Source organism: Agrobacterium larrymoorei (genome assembly GCF_037722385.1).
In the GTDB taxonomy this organism is placed as follows: domain Bacteria; phylum Pseudomonadota; class Alphaproteobacteria; order Rhizobiales; family Rhizobiaceae; genus Agrobacterium; species Agrobacterium larrymoorei_C.
In genome coordinates this window covers 230,363-248,538 of sequence record NZ_JBBKAQ010000001.1, presented here as the reverse complement: position 1 = coordinate 248,538, position 18,176 = coordinate 230,363, and the positions used below count along the sequence as shown (strand labels likewise).

General features: G+C 57.7%; 18 protein-coding genes. 14 read left to right on the top strand and 4 right to left on the bottom strand.

What is annotated here, in order from left to right:
* Positions 1 to 9: 9 nt before the first annotated feature.
* Positions 10 to 498: a hypothetical protein gene (locus WKI41_RS01130; protein ID WP_340191696.1), complete on the bottom strand. Its 489-nt coding sequence runs from the start codon at positions 496 to 498 to the stop codon at positions 10 to 12.
* Positions 499 to 611: 113 nt separating this feature from the next.
* Between WKI41_RS01130 and WKI41_RS01125 the strand changes: the two genes are divergently transcribed.
* The 7 genes from WKI41_RS01125 (at position 612) to WKI41_RS01095 (ending at position 8,257) form a co-directional block, all read left to right on the top strand.
* Positions 612 to 998: a RidA family protein gene (locus WKI41_RS01125; protein ID WP_340191695.1), complete on the top strand. Its 387-nt coding sequence runs from the start codon at positions 612 to 614 to the stop codon at positions 996 to 998.
* Positions 999 to 1,008: 10 nt separating this feature from the next.
* Positions 1,009 to 1,875 (top strand): MurR/RpiR family transcriptional regulator, encoded by an 867-nt coding sequence (locus WKI41_RS01120; protein ID WP_340191694.1) that lies wholly within the window; start codon positions 1,009 to 1,011, stop codon positions 1,873 to 1,875.
* 4 nt (positions 1,876 to 1,879) lie between these two features.
* The gene (locus tag WKI41_RS01115) at positions 1,880 to 2,662 is read left to right on the top strand and encodes an SDR family oxidoreductase (protein WP_340191693.1); all 783 of its coding nucleotides are present in this window, start codon (positions 1,880 to 1,882) and stop codon (positions 2,660 to 2,662) included.
* Positions 2,663 to 2,689: 27 nt separating this feature from the next.
* On the top strand, positions 2,690 to 4,609 hold the full coding sequence (locus tag WKI41_RS01110; RefSeq protein WP_340191692.1) for a beta-N-acetylhexosaminidase: 1,920 nt from the start codon (positions 2,690 to 2,692) through the stop codon (positions 4,607 to 4,609).
* Between the two features lie 14 nt (positions 4,610 to 4,623).
* Positions 4,624 to 6,063 carry a M81 family metallopeptidase gene (locus WKI41_RS01105; RefSeq protein ID WP_340191691.1) on the top strand — a complete coding sequence of 480 codons (1,440 nt, stop codon included), beginning with the start codon at positions 4,624 to 4,626 and terminating at the stop codon, positions 6,061 to 6,063.
* 207 nt (positions 6,064 to 6,270) lie between these two features.
* Positions 6,271 to 7,530: an MFS transporter gene (locus WKI41_RS01100; RefSeq protein ID WP_340191690.1), complete on the top strand. Its 1,260-nt coding sequence runs from the start codon at positions 6,271 to 6,273 to the stop codon at positions 7,528 to 7,530.
* Complete coding sequence (locus WKI41_RS01095) at positions 7,523 to 8,257, top strand: copper homeostasis protein CutC (RefSeq protein WP_340191689.1); 735 nt, start codon at positions 7,523 to 7,525, stop codon at positions 8,255 to 8,257. Before WKI41_RS01100 ends, WKI41_RS01095 begins: the two co-directional genes overlap by 8 nt.
* 32 nt (positions 8,258 to 8,289) lie before the next feature.
* On the opposite strand, the gene WKI41_RS01090 is transcribed toward WKI41_RS01095, so the two are convergent.
* Together WKI41_RS01090 and WKI41_RS01085 are read right to left on the bottom strand one after the other, a co-directional pair.
* Positions 8,290 to 9,699, bottom strand: coding sequence for a sensor domain-containing diguanylate cyclase (locus WKI41_RS01090; protein WP_340191688.1), 1,410 nt, complete (start codon positions 9,697 to 9,699; stop codon positions 8,290 to 8,292).
* Positions 9,700 to 10,031: 332 nt separating this feature from the next.
* Positions 10,032 to 12,122, bottom strand: coding sequence for a carboxy terminal-processing peptidase (locus WKI41_RS01085; RefSeq protein WP_340191687.1), 2,091 nt, complete (start codon positions 12,120 to 12,122; stop codon positions 10,032 to 10,034).
* 174 nt (positions 12,123 to 12,296) lie between these two features.
* Here WKI41_RS01085 and WKI41_RS01080 point away from each other — a divergent pair, with 174 nt between their 5' ends.
* From WKI41_RS01080 to WKI41_RS01050, 7 genes are all read left to right on the top strand, one after another.
* A complete protein-coding gene (locus tag WKI41_RS01080) occupies positions 12,297 to 13,124 on the top strand; it encodes an alpha/beta fold hydrolase (protein ID WP_340191686.1) in 828 nt (275 codons plus the stop codon).
* A gap of 159 nt (positions 13,125 to 13,283) precedes the next feature.
* Positions 13,284 to 13,571 (top strand): hypothetical protein, encoded by a 288-nt coding sequence (locus tag WKI41_RS01075; protein ID WP_340191685.1) that lies wholly within the window; start codon positions 13,284 to 13,286, stop codon positions 13,569 to 13,571.
* A gap of 386 nt (positions 13,572 to 13,957) precedes the next feature.
* A complete protein-coding gene (locus tag WKI41_RS01070) occupies positions 13,958 to 14,458 on the top strand; it encodes a ribonuclease H family protein (protein ID WP_340191684.1) in 501 nt (166 codons plus the stop codon).
* Positions 14,459 to 14,595: 137 nt separating this feature from the next.
* Complete coding sequence (locus tag WKI41_RS01065) at positions 14,596 to 15,462, top strand: SDR family oxidoreductase (protein ID WP_340191683.1); 867 nt, start codon at positions 14,596 to 14,598, stop codon at positions 15,460 to 15,462.
* Between the two features lie 94 nt (positions 15,463 to 15,556).
* The gene (locus WKI41_RS01060; RefSeq protein WP_340191682.1) at positions 15,557 to 15,943 is read left to right on the top strand and encodes a hypothetical protein; all 387 of its coding nucleotides are present in this window, start codon (positions 15,557 to 15,559) and stop codon (positions 15,941 to 15,943) included.
* Between the two features lie 74 nt (positions 15,944 to 16,017).
* Positions 16,018 to 16,485 carry a hypothetical protein gene (locus WKI41_RS01055; protein WP_340191681.1) on the top strand — a complete coding sequence of 156 codons (468 nt, stop codon included), beginning with the start codon at positions 16,018 to 16,020 and terminating at the stop codon, positions 16,483 to 16,485.
* A 168-nt stretch (positions 16,486 to 16,653) separates the two neighbouring features.
* The gene (locus tag WKI41_RS01050; protein WP_340191680.1) at positions 16,654 to 17,793 is read left to right on the top strand and encodes a ceramide glucosyltransferase; all 1,140 of its coding nucleotides are present in this window, start codon (positions 16,654 to 16,656) and stop codon (positions 17,791 to 17,793) included.
* Positions 17,794 to 17,844: 51 nt separating this feature from the next.
* Here WKI41_RS01050 and WKI41_RS01045 read toward each other — a convergent pair whose 3' ends face one another.
* The gene (locus WKI41_RS01045) at positions 17,845 to 18,096 is read right to left on the bottom strand and encodes a hypothetical protein (protein WP_340191679.1); all 252 of its coding nucleotides are present in this window, start codon (positions 18,094 to 18,096) and stop codon (positions 17,845 to 17,847) included.
* Positions 18,097 to 18,176 lie beyond the last annotated feature (80 nt).

Here is an 18,176-nt window from a genome sequence, read left to right as displayed (position 1 = left end):
GCGGGAGGTTTACTGCCCCATGGGGTTTGGGAGATAACCGGTGAAGCCGGAAATCTTCCAGCGGCCTTCATGCAGACGGCAATAATAAAGCGTCTGCCATTTCATCACATCGGTCGAGCCATCGGCCTTTTTGATACCGCCATCGAATTTCTTGCGCACCAGCGCCGTCTCGCCGGAAATCTCAATCTCTTCCAGCGTCGTCGTGGTGAAGATGGCCCCGCGCGGATCCTCGCCGTAGCTGCCTTCGGCAAATTCGCGCGCCTGTTTCAGCCACTCATCGCGATAAGCGGGAAGATTGGGGAAAGCCAACGTCCATTTGTCCGGGTTCGGCTCGCGATTGCCGCTGATGCCGATGAAACCGTCTTCCACGAAGTCACCCGCTACCATGGACCAGTCCGCGGCCAAAAAAGCATCGATATCGCGTGGAACAAGCATCTCCCAGATCGAATGTCGTGCGCTGTCCGAAGTTGGAAACGGGTTCTGGAAGGGATCGCGCATCGAGGGCTCCATATCTAAATTATTTTCATGATGACCAAAAATCTCTGGCAAAAATCCGTTTTATATGGTCACTTGTCAATGAAGAACGAAAATAATTTGCAAGAGCCCCTTACATGAGCATCAAACGATATGGCGCAGAGAAATCTGGCGCAGGCGGACAAAGACTTCCTTTTGCACGTGCAGTAGAGGCCGATGGCTGGCTGCATGTTTCCGGTCAGGTTGCCATGGAAAATGGCGAAATCATCACCGGCGGGATCATCGAACAAACCCACAAGACCATCGAGAACGTGATCGCCATTCTGCACGAGGCCGGCTACGGCGTCGAGCATGTTGTTCGCTGTGGCGTGTGGCTGGACGATCCGCGCGACTTCTGGACATTTAACCGCATCTATCAAAGCTATTTCGGCGAACATCCACCAGCACGCGCCTGCGTTCAGGCCTCTATGATGGTGGACTGCAAGGTCGAAATCGACTGCATCGCCTACAAGCCAAAGTCCTAAAGGCAGGCTGATGGATATCTTCGCGACCATCCAGGATGAAAGAGCGCAGTTTTCGCCATCCGAACAGCGCATCGCGGAGATATTGCTGAACGAATTCGACTTCGCCGTCGGCGCGTCGATCATCGAATTGGCGGAAAAGGCGGATGTCTCTCCGCCCACCGTCACGCGCTTCTGCCGCAGGCTCGGCTGCCAGAACTTCGCCGACTTCAAGGTGCGTCTCGCCAAGACCGCTTTTGTCGGCGTGCGCTACCTGAACCCGGAAGCAAAAAGCACGTCGGCGACCGATGTTGCTGAAGACATCATCACCAAGGCGCAGAACGCGCTTTTCATGGTCCATCGTGGTCTCGATCCACAGGCGCTGGATACCGTGGCCGAGCGCATCGCCGCAGCGTCCATGGTCTATGCCTTCGGCTCCGGCGGCAATTCTTCTATGGTGGCGACCGAGCTCCAGAACCGGCTATTTCGCCTGGGCACCCGCATCGCCGCCAGTAACGATCACAATATGCAACTGATGCTGGCGGCGGCCGCACAAGAGGGCGATGTCGTCATCGGCTCCTCCTTCTCAGGCCGTAACCAGGAACTGATGCGCTGCTTCAAGCTGGCAAAAGAAAACGGCATCCGCACCATCGCGCTCACTCAAGTGAAAAGTCCCGTCGCAAGGCTCGCAGATCATGTCGTCGGCATCGACCTGCCCGAAGGTGACAATATTTACCGGCCCACCTCGACGCGCTTTGCCTATCTCGCCGTGATCGACGTGATTGCCAGCCTCGTGGCCTACAAGAACCGCAAGCACTCCACGATCACGCTGCGCCAGATCAAGCAGCAGTTGCTGGAGCATCGCGATGGCGGCGACGACCGCCAGATATTGGGAGACTGATGACATGACGACCAATAAGCGCATTGCCGTGGTGACAGGCGCTGCCGGCGATATCGGGCGCGCCATCGCCGCCCGTCTCGCGGAAAGCCATGACCTGGTAGCACTCATCGATATCGATGCCGGGGCACTGGAAAATGCCGTCGCGGCGCTCGGCACGGAATCGTCCTACGTGACGGTCGTCGCCGATGTCACCAGCGCCGACAGCCTAAAGGCCATGACGGAGCAATTAGCAGCGCTCGGCAAGGTCGCAACCCTTGTCAACAATGCCGGTGCGGCCCGCGCGGTCTCTCTGCACGACACGACGCCCGAAATCTGGCGGATGGATTCAAGCCTTAATCTGGAAGCTGCCTTCCTGACCTTCCGCGCGGTGGAGCGCGACCTTAAGGAGCTACAAGGCTCCGTCGTCAACATCGCGTCCGTCAACGGCATGGCTGTCTTCGGTCATCCGGCCTATAGCGCCGCCAAAGCGGGCTTGATCCATCTGACGAAGTTGATCGCCGTCGAATATGGAAAGTTTGGGATAAGAGCTAACGCCGTGGCACCCGGAACAGTGCGCACCCAAGCCTGGGAAGCGCGCGCCGAAGCCAATCCGAACGTCTTCGAAGAGGTCAAGCGCTGGTACGCCCTGCGCCGCATCGCCACCACGCATGATGTCGCCAATGCCGTCCATTTTCTGGCAAGCGATCAGGCAGCGGCGATCACCGGCGTCTGCCTGCCCGTCGACTGCGGGCTGACGGCAGGCCAAGCTGAGCTGGCGCACACCTTCTCTCAATCCGAACACTACTAAACACGCATAAAAATCAAGGGAACGACGATGAGCAAGACCGGATTCCGCCTCGAAAACGCATGGCATCCCATTGATGGCGACCCGTCAGGCGGGTTTGTCTTCACCCTCGTCAACCTCACCGACAAGGCAATCAGCGACTTTAAACTTGCCTATACGGCGTTGACGCGTGTGATGGATAATCCGGTTTGCGAGAACGCGACGTTCCTGTTGCGCAACGCAAATTTCCATCAGTATGCGCCGCATGCTGGCTTCACTCTGGAGCCCGGCGCCAGCTGGCGCTTTACCGTGTGCGGTCTCTGGCGACCCGCAAAGCATAGAACAGATGGGGCAAAATCTGCCTATCTGACATTTTCAGATGGTACCCATCACACCATCGACGTTGCCGACCTGATGCTGGAAGGGCGGCTTAGCGAGCCGCAAAAGCCTCTCCTGCCGGAAGGTCGCGTCGAAGAGCCTTTCTCGCTTCTGCCCTGGCCGAAGCAGGCGGACTTGCAGACCGGTGAAACGCCCGTTGTGATCTACCCAGCACAAGGCAGCACGCTTGCCGATGTGAAGGCAATGGATACGGTGCTCAGCCTCCATCGCCGCCTGTTTTCTTCAGCCCATCAGCCCTTTTCGCTGGTTGCTGTCGAGCAAGGCAAGGCAGTACGTTTTGAACAAAACAGTGCGCTCGTGGCGGAAGCCTATGAACTGACCTTTTCACAAGATGATATAACCCTCGGCTTTGGCGGAGATGCCGGCCGTCAATACGGCCTGACGGCGCTGGCGCAACTTCATGACGGCGCACGCCGAAATGCAGCCCTGTTCCGCTTCCCCGGCTCGGGTACCATCAAGGACGAGCCACGCTATGGCTGGCGCGGATGCCACCTTGATGTCTCGCGCCAATTCGCTCCGGCGCCAGATGTGCTCCGCCTCATCGATATCCTCGCCTGGTACAAGATGAATGTGTTCCATTGGCATCTGACCGATGACGAAGCGTGGCGCTTTGAAGTTCGCGCCTATCCGGAATTGACGACTGTCGGCGTGAAGCGCGGTCCGGACGAGCCGATGCTGCCCCAACTCGGCAATGCCGCAGAACCGGTCGAGGGGTTTTATACTCAGGCCGATGTCACATCCATCATCGCCCATGCAACCGAGCTCAATGTCGAAGTCGTGCCGGAAGTCGATATCCCCGGTCACAGCACTGCAATCTTGGCCGCTCTCCCCGAACTGGTAGACGGTCAGGAAGCGCCGGACAGCTATCGCTCGGTTCAAGGTTTCCCGAACAATGCGCTGAACCCTGCGATCGAGGAAACCTATGTCTTCCTCGGCAAGGTCTTCGACGAAATGGTCGAGCTCTTTCCCTCCAAGCTCATCCATATCGGTGGCGACGAAGTGGCCGACAACACCTGGATGGCCTCGCCGCTTGCGCGTAAGCTGATGGAGAAAGAAGGTCTGGATGGCACCTTCGGACTGCAGAGCCACTTCATGAAGCGGATTCAGAAAATGCTGGCCGAGAGAGGCCGCAGCATGGCCGGATGGGACGAGGTTTCACACGGCGGCGGTGTCGATCCAGATGGTACGTTGCTGATGGCATGGCGTGCACCCGAAGTCGGTGTCGAGCTTGCACAGCAGGGCTATGATGTGGTGATGACGCCAGGGCAGGCCTATTATCTCGACATGGTGCAGGACGAAGCCTGGCAGGAGCCGGGTGCAAGCTGGGCCGGCACCGTGCCACCGCATCACACCTATCATTATGAGGCCGTAGGTGACTTCCCCGAGGAACTGAAACCGCGTCTTCGCGGCGTCCAGGCCTGCATCTGGACAGAGCATTTTCTCAATCGCGACTACTTCAACCATCTGGTTTTCCCGCGCTTGCCGGCAGTGGCGGAAGCCGCATGGACGCCACGTGAGCGCAAGGATTGGGATCGCTTCTCGGCGCTCGTGCGCCTTAGCCCCACGCTTTGATGGGAGACAGTGCCATGGTGTTACGCATTGCGGTTGGCGGTATTCATACGGAATGCTCAACCTATTCCCCGGTTCTCACGCAGCCTGAGGATTTTCGCGTGTTGCGCGGCGAGGATCTGACGGGCGCTGAGTATTTCAGCTTCCTGCCAACCGAGGATGTGGAGATCTATCCACTCCTTCACGCCCGTGCAATCCCAGGCGGGCCGGTCTCGCGCGCTACCTATGAAGGCTTCAGAAAAGAGTTTTCAGAAAAGCTGCGGGCGACCCTGCCGCTCGACGGTCTTTATCTTGCCATGCACGGCGCGATGAATGTCGAAGGCATGGACGATGCCGAAGGCGACTGGATTGCCAATGCCCGCTCGATCATCGGCCCGGATATTCCACTGGCTGTGAGCTACGATCTGCACGGCAACGTCACCCAGAAAATTGTCGATCAGATCGACATCTTCGCCGCCTATCGCACCGCACCGCATATAGACGTGCGCGAAACGATGGAGCGGACGTGGTCGATGCTGATCAGGACGCTTGAAACCGGCGAGAAGCCGGGTGTCGCCTGGGCTTCGGTTCCGGTTCTGCTACCGGGTGAAAAAACCTCGACGGAAGATGAGCCCGCGAAATCGCTCTACCACCGACTGCCGGAGCATGATCGGATCGACGGCGTTTGGGATGCCAATTTGATGGTCGGGTATGTTTGGGCAGATGAGCCGCGAGCAACCGCCTGCGCCGTGGTGACAGGGTCAAATCCCGAAGCGGCGAAGCGCGCCGCGGAAGAGATTGCACTGTCCTATTGGCAGGCGAGAGAAGACTTTCGCTTCGGTCCCGTCACCGGTGATCTCGAAGATATGCTCGACCTAGCCGAGAAGGCCGAAACGCAGCCGGTCATTCTTGCCGACTCTGGCGACAATCCCACTGGCGGCGGCGTGGGCGATCGTGCAGATGTGTTGAAGGCGCTGATCCTGCGCGGCTTCGAGGGCGCCGTTATCGGCGGCATTACCGACCGTCCGGCGGTGGAAGCCTGTTTTGCAGCTGGCATCGGCAAGACGCTCAGCCTCAAAATTGGTGGCTCTCTCGATCCAGCCAGCCCCTTCGCCGAAGTCGGAGCCGAGGTCCGCAGTCTCGATGATCCAGGCCCAGCGGATGAACGGCAGGCTGTGGTGAAGATTGGCGGCATCACGCTTATTCTGGCAGCCCGTCGTCGCCCCTACCACAATATCGCAGACTTCACCCGTCACGGCATCGACCCCGCCAAGGTGAGACTATTGGTGGTAAAATCGGGTTATCTCTCGCCAGAGCTTCAGCCGCTGTCCAACCCCAACCTGATGGCGCTGACGGATGGCGTGATCAACCAGGACATAGAGACACTGCCCTCGAAGCGGCGGGTACAACCTGTATTTCCTTTCTTCAAAGACTTCGACTATACCCCGTCTGCTAAATCATCCGCACGATGGCGTTGAGGCTTTAAGCCCATCCGCTGACTGTTGAATCACTGCTGGGCGCTCGGAACACCTTCCGCGCGCCCCTCAACTTTCCAACCCTGCGTCATCGCAGGTTCTTACCAAGGCGTGTCGCGCTCTTTCAGGTTCGCTCATACGCTTTTAGGTTATTGTTTTACCGCATGTCGTCATCGCAAAATCGCTTCACACTTTTGCCTGGACGATACTTTGAGTGGACGATCCATGCTGTCGGCGCTGCCATTTGTTTATCGACATGACCAGCTGCGGCTCTCGGCCGTTGGCATTTTTGTCTTCGGTTTCACCGGGGCCGCAACAGCGCCTTACATGTCGCTGATCGGCATTCGCGAACTTGGTCTGACAGATGCTGGATTTTCGATCCTGAGTTTTGTCGCAGCGCTGGTCAATGTATCGGCCAGCATCAGCATGGGCATCCTCTCGGACAGACTTGGTCACTATAAGCTCCCCATCCTTGGAGCCTGCATATCTGGAGCCTTGGGCTACGGCGTGGTCTATGCCTTCCCCACCATCTGGACCTTTGCACTTGCGCTGCTGATCCCCGTCCCGGTTTACGGCGCGCTGAACTCGCTGATTTTCGCATATGTTCGCGCAAGCTGCGCCGGCATGCCGCCGCGTGATCTGATTGCGGTCAATTCTGCGGTCCGCGCCGCGATCTCGCTCTCCTGGGTGCTGGTACCAGGCATTGTCGGCTACGCGCTTGCTGGCAGAACGAGCATGCTGCCAGCTTTTCTTCTGGCCGCCCTCGCCTGCGTCTTCTGTTTTATCCTCTTTGCGCGCTTCATGCGTGAAGAGACCGTCGCTCGTGCCGAACGGCAGGAGCCAGCTTACGCGTTCCTTGCATCCATCCGCCATCTCGGCTCACGCCAGATCTGGCCGTTCGTGCTCGCCATCGCGCTGATTTCATCTACCTTACATGTTAACGGCATTGTGCTTCCCCTGGTGGTGACGGGAAAGGCAGGCGGACAGCCTGCCGATGTCGGAGCGATCGTAGGCATCGTTGCCCTTTTGGAAATCATATTCATCTTCTTCTGGGGATGGGTAGAGACCAAGACATCGGCTGCTGTCGCCATCGCCGCCAGTGCGCTTCTCTATTGCGCCTACATGCTGGGCCTCGGCTTGGCGAATGATCCGATCACGGTCTATCTGCTCACACCTCTTTCGGGCCTTGGCGCAGCCGGTATCATTTCACTGCCGATCACTTACTTGCAAAATCTGATCGCGCGGCGCGCAGGGCTTGGAAGCTCGCTGATTGCCGTCAACATCTTCCTCGCGGGTGGCCTCAGTTCTCTGCTGTTCTCCGTCGGCACCGCAGTCAGCGACTATTCTCACACGGCAATTCTCGGCGCGTTGGCCGGTCTCTGCGGCGTCGCATTGCTCGGCTTCCTTCACAAGCGACCTACTGTAAAAGACGATCCCGACATCCAACAGGAAAGCGAACATCATGGCTGATCAAACCGGGCGGTTGCTGGAAATTTGCGTCGACAGCGCGGAAGGTCTCGCCGCTGCGATCGAAGGCGGCGCTGACCGCATCGAGCTTTGCTCAGCGCTTGGCGTCGGCGGACTGATGCCGTCTTACGGCCTGATGCAACATGCAAAGCGCACGAGCCCAATCCCGGTCTACCCGCTCATCCGTCCACGAGCCGGAAGCTTCATCTATGATGAGGCTGACATCGCCATCATGGAAGCGGATATCGCGCAGGCACGGGAACTTGGATTATCAGGCGTCGTCATCGGGGCAATCACCCAAGATCGCCGCCTCGACCGACAGGTTCTGGAGAGGTTGATGGAAGCGGCCTCCGGCGTCGACATCACTCTGCACCGGGCATTCGATATGGTCAGCGATCCTTTTGAAGCGCTGGAGACCGCGGTAGACCTCGGCATCTCCCGCATTCTGACCTCCGGCTGCGCGAAGAACGTTTCTCTCGGCATGGATACGCTAAAGCGCCTGGCCCATCAGGCAAACGGTCGTATCAGCATCATGCCGGGTGGCGGGGTCACGGCCGATCTCGCCCCGGAACTTCTAGCCTCGGGCGGCATCCATGAAATCCATGCGTCGGGCAGCGCCTCTTGCGCAGAAGAGCCGGCGCTCGTCGAATTCGGCTTTGCGCCAGAGCAACGCAAGCAAACCAGCCCAGAGGTCATTCGCGCGTTGAAGACGATTGTTCGGGAAGTCTGAAAAGCTCATGCGCGAGTTGGCATCGGCAAGGATCAAGAGGATGAAGCTGCCAGATCCACTTCGCCTCTGAATGGAGAGGCTGCGCCACGGTTGAGACGCTTGGCAATATAGAGCGCCTCGTCTGCGCGTCTGAAGACGGGATCTGGCGAGCTTTCTACGGCCAGAACTCTGCTCATGCCGTAGGACGCGCCAACCGCCATGATCGTGCCGTTGACTTCATAAGGCTTGGAAATCAGCGCGGCCAGTTGGCGGCAACGCGCCTCCGCCTCTTCTTCCGAGACCTTCGGCATCATCACCGCAAATTCGTCGCCGCCTAGACGGAAGCAGACATCGTCCGCGGCGCACCCGGCGCGCAGTCGTTCCGCAACCTGTTTCAAAAGATCGTCTCCATCGGCATGCCCGAAGCGATCATTGATGGCTTTGAAACCATCCAGGTCGAGGCAGACGACGGTCAGTGATCCCATCTCTGATAGCTGCGTAAACTTGGTCGATACCAGCGTTCTGTTGGCGAGCCCGGTGAGGAAATCATGCGTTGCCGCATGCCGCATGCGTTTCTCAGCATCGACGAGCATGCTGAGCGCCTGACGCGATGTGGAGATCGCAAGGGCGCAGCTGGCGATGAAGATGCAAAGCGTGGCCGCAGCGAAGGGCAAGGACTGACGCAGAAGATCATGGGCTGGCGTGTTTGCTTGCCACGATAGAACCTGCACCTGGCCGTTCGGAGCAACGGCAATATCCACCAAGGCACGACCGGGCTCGACCTGCTCGGCTGGCTCGACGGCTGCGTCATCGAGCATGAAACGTTCACCGAAAAACGTCTGAAGACTGCCAGCGATCGGAATGGCCGAAACCAGGACTGGGGCGCGTTCTGTGTTGGGGACGACCGTGCCAATATCGGCCTGGAAGAGGCTTGCTGTCAGCAACAGCGCGTCGTTCCCAACCACTTCGATCTTGCTCGATGCGATCCTGTCCGGAATTCCCTTTTTCTTTGGCTGGTGCTCGCGAGCACGCACCGCGTCAACCAGCGGACGCGCCGCCGCGACAAGCGCGCTCGGCTCCTGCTTCAGAAACGAGTGATCGGCAAAATCATCTGCCGTCTTGGCGTAGATGATCTCGTCTTTGCCGTTGATGACGGCCAGCGATCGCACATTCGACGTACCGATGATCGACTGACCGAGATTGCGCTCGGCCCAGCCCAGGTCGAAGTTGTTGTTGAGCTTGTCGATCGCTTCATCCCAGATCGTCCAGGACGTCAGAACGACTTCCATATCCGACATCCAGATTGCCACATTGCGCTCGACCATCGTCTCCTGGCGCGCTTTCGCCTCGGCATCCAGACGGTTGGCACCGAAGAACAGCACAGCCGCCAGCCCGAGCAACAAAAGCCCGACAATCACGGCAACAGGGCCGACAAGCTTGAAGTGATTGAGGCGCGCCGTCATGGTGAGTTCCGTTAGCAGTCAGCAGGTACTCTATATCAGCAACAATGCAGCCACAGTTATCAGCCGGAACAATTACCTTGGCAAGGTTAACGGTTTCGTTGGCGCTGGAGAACCCGTACCGGCCTCGCCATCAGCACGCTCAGCATTAACCCGAAAATCGGAATCGATTTCGGGTCAATGCGTAGATGTAAAGCGGTAGAGCGTCGTTTCGCGTCCGATGGGATGCGCGGTGCTTTAGATCGGGCCGAAGAATACACACTTTCCTCGGACGAAGGCCCCGACCGGGAGTGTCAGGAGCTTCCAGGCCGAGGCTGCAGCTCCGTCCAAACCCGTTAGCGTGCCGCTTTGTTCTTGCCGGGCAGCATGTCCGCCACGTCAGCGACGATCGCAGCCGCCTCGGACTGAAGCACATCTTTTGCGTTTTTTCGGGCATTTTCCAAAGCAAGGTTGGCACTCAGGCTTCGTTCGTTCGCCTGCAGTCCATCATCCAGCTCGGGAACGACGACGCCGGCTTCCTGACGTGCCTTCAGCTTCGCAGCCACCGCTGCCATTTCCTTTCGGCGTTCCGCCTCATTAAGCGAGATAGTCTTCTTCTCGCGCTGGACTTTCAGTTCTGCGGCATCTTCGACGAAGCGCTGATAATCCTTGTCTTCCTTGATACGCGCTTCATGACGGCCTTCGAGTTCGGGCAAGAGCGCTGCGACATCGCCGAGCTTCTTGTATTTGGCTGGCTTGATCGTCGTCCACGGCAATGCGTTGTCATAGCTGGATTCACCGAGCGTCTTCGGATCGAGCACGCTTGGTGTGTTGATGTCGGGGGTGACACCGCGCAACTGCGTCGTGCCACCGTCGATCCTGAAGAACTGCGCGATCGTCAATTTCAACTGCCCGAGTTCCGGTTCCTGCTTGCCGGCCACCCTGTCGAGATCGACGACCGTCTGCACAGTGCCCTTACCAAAGCTCGGGTCACCGACGATCACGCCGCGCCCGTAATCCTGAATGGCTGCCGCAAAGATTTCCGAGGCCGATGCCGAGCCGCGATTGATGAGGACGCCGAGCGGTCCATCCCATGCCGGGGTGGAGCGATCGTCGTTTTCGACTTCAACCTTTCCAGCTGCGTTGCGCTGTTGAACCACAGGGCCTTTGCCGGTGAAAAGACCGGTGAGATCAATGGCTTCGGTCAGCGACCCGCCACCATTGTCGCGCAGATCGATGACCACACCATCGACCTTCTCCTGCTTCAATTCGCCGAGAAGCTTTTCGACATCGCGGCTGGCACTTCTGTAGTTCTTGTCGCCAGCCCGGCGTGCCTCGAAATCCTCGTAGAATGTCGGCAGCGCAATTACGCCGATCTTCAATGTCTGGTCGCCAAGCTTGACGGGAACGACTGACTTCTTCGCGGCCTGCTTCTCCAGGCTGACCTTGTCTCGCACGAGGTTGATCACGCGGTGACCACTGGCGTTGCCGGCATCGGCGGGAAGAATATCGAGACGCACGACCGATCCCGCTTCGCCGCGGATCATCTGAACGACTTCGTCGAGGCGGGTTCCCACCACTTCCTTGATCGGACCTTCTTCGCCCTGACCGACACCGATGATGCGGTCGCCGACGACGAGCTTGCCGGAGAGTTGCGCTGGCCCACCGGCCACGAGTTCACGGATCGTCGTATAACCATCGCGCTCTTGCAGAACGGCACCAATGCCCACCAGCGAGAGCTTCATCGAGATATCGAATTCGGCAGAAGCCTTGGCGCTGAAATAATCCGTATGAGGATCGACCGCTGTGGTAAAAGCCGCCATGAAGGACTGGAACACGTCGTCGCCCTTATAGGTCTCGACGCGGTCCAAAATATTCTTGTAACGCTTGTCGAGCGTATCGCGAATCTTTGCCTCGTCCTGGTCGGCAAGCTTCAGTCTCAGCCAATCGCTCTTCACCCGCTTGCGCCAGAGTTCGTTGGCCTCTTCTTCCGTCTTGGCCCAGGGGGCGTCTTCGCGTGACAGCGGATAGTCTTCCTGAACGGTAAAATCGAAGCCGTTCTTCAACAGGCTGCGCGCATAGGTCATGCGCTCGGTCACGCGCTGATTGTAGATCTTGAACATCGAGAAGGGGATGTCGAGTTTCTGGTTCAGAATAGCATCGTCGATCTTCTTGCTGTCCTTGGCGAAACCTTCAATATCGCCCTGCGTAAACAGCATACGGTCGGGATCGAGCGACTTGATATACTTATTCATGACTTTGACGGAAAGCGTATCGTCAAGCGGTACAGGACGGTATGCGTAACGTTCCAGGAACTGCGCGCTGAGAAGGGCCGCTTCTGTCTGGGGCGCGGTGGGTTCGAGCACCGGCGCCTGCGCCGGCTCCCGCGCCTGCGCAACAGAGGCAATTCCGATGACAAGGCCGAAGAAAAGGGGCTTCAAGCGCATCCCGACATGTTCCTTATTATTCAATACCTGCGTCTTATCTTATTCTTGGGCAAAATTGCGATATTTTAAAAGCGATCAAAACATATTGATGCTTGAACTTGAAGCCATCTCAACCCGCTTGCCGGAACCGCCCCGTCGAACAACCGTTCACGTCCGCCACAAGAGGAGACCGATATGGCTTACGTAAAGACCCGCGACGGAACCGACATCTACGTGAAGGAGTGGGGTGAAGGGCGCCCCGTCATCTTGCTGCATGGCTGGCCACTATCTTCTGACATGTGGGATGCCCAGGCCATGGCTCTGGCGGATGCCGGCTATAAGGCGATTGCGTATGATCGCCGTGGTTTCGGCAGATCCGGCCAACCATGGAACGGCTACGATTATGACACGCTAGCCGATGATCTCGCCGATGTTATGGAAGCTCTTGGCGCGACGGAGAATGTCAGCCTCGTGGGTTTCTCCATGGGCGGTGGTGAAGTTGCACGCTACATGAGCCGTCACAGCGGAAAGGGCGTTGTCTCCGCAGCGCTGATCGCATCCGTCGTGCCCTACATGCTGAAAACAGAAGACAATCCAGACGGAACGCCGCAAAAAGTCTTCGACGAGATCGCTGAAGGTATTCAAAAAGACAGAGCCCACTTTTTCAAGTCGACATTCTTTCCGCAGTTCTTCGGCGTCGGTCTTCTGTCCCAACCTGTGAGCGACGAGGTGATTGCCACAGCAACGGCGATCGCAATGACCGCAGGTCTCAAACCCACGCTTGCCTGTGCGCAAGCCTTCGCCACAACCGATTTCCGCCCAGACATGCCTCACTTCCGCGTACCCACGCTGATCGTCCACGGTACATCAGACAAGACCGTCCCGATCGACGCTTCGGCCCGCGCCGCAGCTGCAGGCATTCAGCAGTCCGTCATTATCGAGTATGACAGCGCCCCGCATGGATTGAGCGAAACCGATGGTCCACGCCTCACATCAGATTTGCTGGACTTCTTGCAGAAGTAACTGACCACTTCTTCCTGGGTTTCGGGACGTTGTAGGCCAGGGGAAAAACCCTGGCCTACAATGCAGAGAAACAAATCATCTACAACCTCTTATCTCCTCGACAGGCTTGCCCCTGAGCGTCCGTCGACTTAGACAAGCTCCTGCAATCAGGAGTAAAACATGCAGAATATCAAAAGCTTGATCGTGGCAATCGTCGTCGGCATCGCTGTCGGCGCGGCGTTCATGATGCTCGACAAGTCGCAAGGTGCGGAGTGGGCGGTTTCGCCTCAGCAGATCGAACAGGCAAAGGCGGAAGGCAAGGTCGGATACGAGTCCGCTCCAGGCACAGTCACCGTTCTGCCAATCCGGAGTGAAACAGCAGATGCCCTTCCCTTCAAACGGACGATGTATGGAATGGTGGCTGCTGTCGTGACTTTCGTCACCTTGCGCCGCAGACAAAAACGCTGAAAACGAAAAAGCCTGCCGCGGGAGGAGGTGCGGCAGGCTTTCGAAAAGAACCGAACAGCAACTGGGAGGAGGAGTGCTGCTGTTCTGACAAATGCCCTCTGGGAGGAGGATAAGGACATTTGCAACTCGAAGCTCTGCGGGAGGAGGTGCATCGCTTCGATGATTGGAATGTACCCAAAACTCTCGGCACAATAAATAATCTTTATCGCAGGTGAGATATGCATAAACGCATAACTGGACATCTTGAAGAGCTCATTTCCCCAAACGATGCGACTGAATGAGGCAACTTCCTCCGTTCTATTGTGATAGTTCAAAAGCAGCTAATTGAAATTATTCTTAGCGCGCCTTTAGCGCCCCTATCAACAGATGACTGAAGTTTGCGTCTCGTGCTGACATATGCTCCTCCTACCCTTCATCTCTTCGTTGATGGCTCCTATGACCCGGTCAAGCGCGTCGGTGGATGGGGCGTGGTGATAGTTTGCAACGATGTGGAGATCGCTAATTGCTCCGGCCGCATGAGCTGTGCCGATAACAGTGTCCCGGAACTGGCGGCCATGCTTGAAGCAATTTGCTGGCTTAAGAAGAAGGTGCCGGGAGAGCCAGCGACCATCTGGTCTGACTCCATCTACGCAGTGACGGGATGCAACACGTGGCGGCACATCTGGAGAACAAATCACTGGAGGAAACGCGCCCCGAACGGCAAAGGCCGCAGCAGGGACGTCCCGAATGTCGACCTGTGGAAGGCACTTGACGCAAGCCTGACAGGCTACGAGATGATCGAGATCGCATGGTGCAAGGGCCATGTGGGTCTTGCATGGAATGAACGAGCGGATGCTTTGGCTAGACAGGCGGTCAAGTCCGCAACAGCCGGAGTTTCTCACAAGTAAGTTTCACCTCTGGCTCTCGGAAACTAACGTTTCAAATGTCGGCAGGGCGCAAGATGCTTGAGCGCTTGCTAAAACCTTTGGGGAACTGCAACTGCTAAAACGTGTTTGGGCTTCGTCAACAATTGTGGAGCACAGACATGGATTCCGATACTCGCCGCCCTTCCCCGCCCTATCCCGAACAGCAGCAGACGCCACCCGGAACGACCGGCCAGATGGAGCCAAAGCCGGATCATGGTGAACAGTCCTACAAGGGAAGCGGCCTTCTGAGCGGCAAAGTCGCTCTGATCACCGGCGCGGATTCCGGCATCGGCAAAGCCGTTGCGATTGCTTTTGCGCGGGAAGGTGCCGATCTCGTCATCTCCTATCTCGATGAGGAGGAAGACGCGCGCAATACGGTAAAATGGGTCGAGGAGGCCGGTCGCAAAGTGGTGGCCATTCCCGGCGACATCACGTCGGAGGACCATTGCAAGTCGTTGGTACAGCGCACCGTGGACGAATTCGGCAAGATCGATATTCTCGTCAACAACGCCGCGTTCCAGCGCACCTATGCGGATATCGGCGACATTGAGGCTGCCGAATGGGATGAGACCTTCAAGACCAATATCTATGCGCCCTTCTTCCTGTCGAAAGCCGCCGTGCCTCACATGAAGCCCGGAAGTTCGATCATCAACACAGCCTCGATCCAGTCGAAACAGCCTTCCCCGCAACTGCTTGCCTATGCCTCCACCAAGGGCGCAGTGCTCAATTTCACGGCTGGGCTAGCAGGCATGGTTGCCGAAAAGGGCATCCGCGTAAACGCTGTGGCACCCGGCCCGATCTGGACACCGCTCATTCCATCCACAATGGGTGTCGAGAAGACGAAAAAGTTCGGCGAGCAGACATTGATCGGACGCGCTGGACAGCCAGCGGAGCTTGCTGGCGCTTACGTCCTCCTAGCCTCGGACCGCGGCAGCTACATGACCGCTGCTGTCATCCCCGTCACAGGCGGCGAGATCATGATCTGACCTTCATGGGGTCCGAGATCAGGGAGAAGGCGGAGCCGCTGCGGAACCGCCTTTTCCGTCTGCGGTTCGGTTTGAAAATAAGGAGAAGATTCCAATGACCGACCTGCCCCGCACCGTAGTCTCGAATGACGCTGGTTCCGAAAGCCGATCGCTCGGATCCGAAACTCTAAACATCTACAAACTGGTTCCTGTGGCAGCGGCAGATGATCCTCGCTGGGATAAAGACGCCTCTTATGGAGAAGTTCTTGTCGCCGCTCGTTCATCTGGCGATGCGCGGATCGTCGCGGCCGAGGCACAGCCAGATTTCCCTGAAGCAAATGCGCTCCCAGCCGAAGATGTCTCAACTCGCTTTGCCAGCGCATTTCGCGACGAGAAGCTCTACACCGTGATCGAGGTCGAGCAGGGTCGCTCGGGCGTGGGGCGCGGCATTATTCCCGACCTGTCTGTGGCTGCGACAATGGAAGCAGGTGGCGACGCCTGATCCGTTCTCAACCGGACCGGAACCCTCCCGCGTTTGAGAAGTTGAGACGACGAACCCTCACGGAGACAAAAAACATGGCCGACCAGAATTCCACGTCACCTGCCGTCGCCTCTCTGCATGAAGAGCAGGCAAGACAGCGCAGCGGAAAAGAAGATCTTCAAAAGGGGCTCGAGGACACATTTCCTGCGTCCGACCCCGTGTCACACACGAATACGACGACCGCGACGCAGACCTCTGCCCCGGAAGACAGCGAGCAGCACGAGACCGACGAGGCACCCAAGGTGGATGAGGCGCTTGCTGCCGTAAAGGCACGACACGACGCTCCGACGACCGACCACGCGATGGAAGAAATCAGGGCTCTGCGCTCTGAACTCGGTCGGATCACCGAGTCTGCCCAGGAAATGCTTTCCGGCTCAGCGCGCGTCGCCCAAACTGAAATACGTTCCGCACAGAGCGCTGTCATCCGGCAGGTGCGCAAGCATCCGCTTCAGTCTTTGGGTTTGGCCGCATTGGTGGGTTATGTCTGGGGAATGACGCGGTAGTCTCGAACGTCCGTAGAGCGGCGGACGGCGACACAATACGTGTCATCCACAGCCGAACGAGCCCAATGTGACAGGCGGAGAGATATGACATCCGTCTGTCATGAAAGCGTTATAGTCCCGATAGTGACTTAAACGCCGGGCGGATGCGCCGGATGTGTGGAGCTGCACATGGACATTGCCCTCGCCGTTCTTGCTGTGGCGCTCATCCTCGTTCACCTACTGAGCATCGCTCTGACTGTCTATCGTGTCAGGCCGAAGCCGAAGCGCGTCGCTGCGCAGCATACTCAACCGCCCGTCTCTCTGGTCATTCCACTTCGCGGCGTCGAAAATTTTACCGCGATGACCATCCCGCGCGCCTTCCAATTGGATTGGCCAAACTACGAAATACTCTTCTGCGTCGCCGATGCCACAGACCCCGTCATTCCTCACGTCAAATCTAACATCGCCGCCTTTCCTCACATCCGGGCAACGTTGCTGTTGGGTGACGATCGGGTCAGCGCCAATCCAAAACTGAACAATTGCGTCAAAGGCTGGCGTGCAGCCGCCAGCGAATGGGTAATCCTAGCCGATTCCAACGTGCTGATGCCCCACGATTACATTGCGACGCTTATGGGCGCGTGGCGAAAGGATAGCGGGCTCGTCTGCTCGCCGCCGCTTGGTTCACGCCCCGCCGATATCTGGTCGGAACTGGAATGCACCTTCCTCAACACCTTCCAATGCCGATACCAATATGCGGCGGAGACATTGGGCCAAGGCTTTGCTCAGGGCAAGACGATGCTGTGGAACAAGCCACTTCTCGATTCACTTGGCGGCATCGAAGCGCTTGGTGCTGAAATTGCCGAAGACGCCGCAGCCACCAAGCTCATCCGCGCAAGCGGTCGAAGCGTCCACCTCGCGCCAGCCCCTTTTGAGCAGCCACTTGGCAAACGAAGCTTCGCCGAAATCTGGTCAAGGCAGGCACGTTGGGCGCGGTTGCGCCGCGTGACCTTTCCCCACTTCTTTGCGCCGGAGATCCTCGTAGGTGGTATCCCGCCTCTGGTTCTGACAGTCATGGCAGCCGTACTTTTTGGCGCAGACGAAAAGACGGTGGTGGCACTTACGGCGGCCGTTTTAGGCCTCTTCTATGTTCCAGAACTCGCACTCGCCAAACTCAAGGGTTGGCACGTCTCGTGGACCAGTTTCCCGGCAATGATCATGCGCGATGCTCTACTACCGCTCATCTGGGCAAGGAGCTGGATAGGATCTTCGGTGTCTTGGCGAGGCAACATGATGACAGTCGGAACACAGGAAAGCACCTTGAGCGGCTGATGGCTGTCGACGAGTGCGAAAAAATAAGTGTGAACGCGTACGGTTATCGCATCAGGCTTTCTGGCCCTCGTGTTCCGCCAGAAGCAGTGCGAGTTCATCACCAGCGATCAGCACATCGTGCCCGCCTCGATGAACATGCAATTCGGTGCGGGTTGGTCTGAACGCGTTATTTCGAACGAACTCAATCGCATCCTTCAAGGACTCGAACATCTCCCTGTGTGAGACTTCGAAACGCTGCCACAGAACGACGGTTGTGTGGCTCTCTCCAAACCGGCTCATTGCCTCGCTCGCATCGAAAACCAACTCAGTGCTCCTCACCGTTGCCTCTGAAAACCAACGCGTGAAGAAGCTGATCGTTCAACCGACATGCCAGATTATGACGA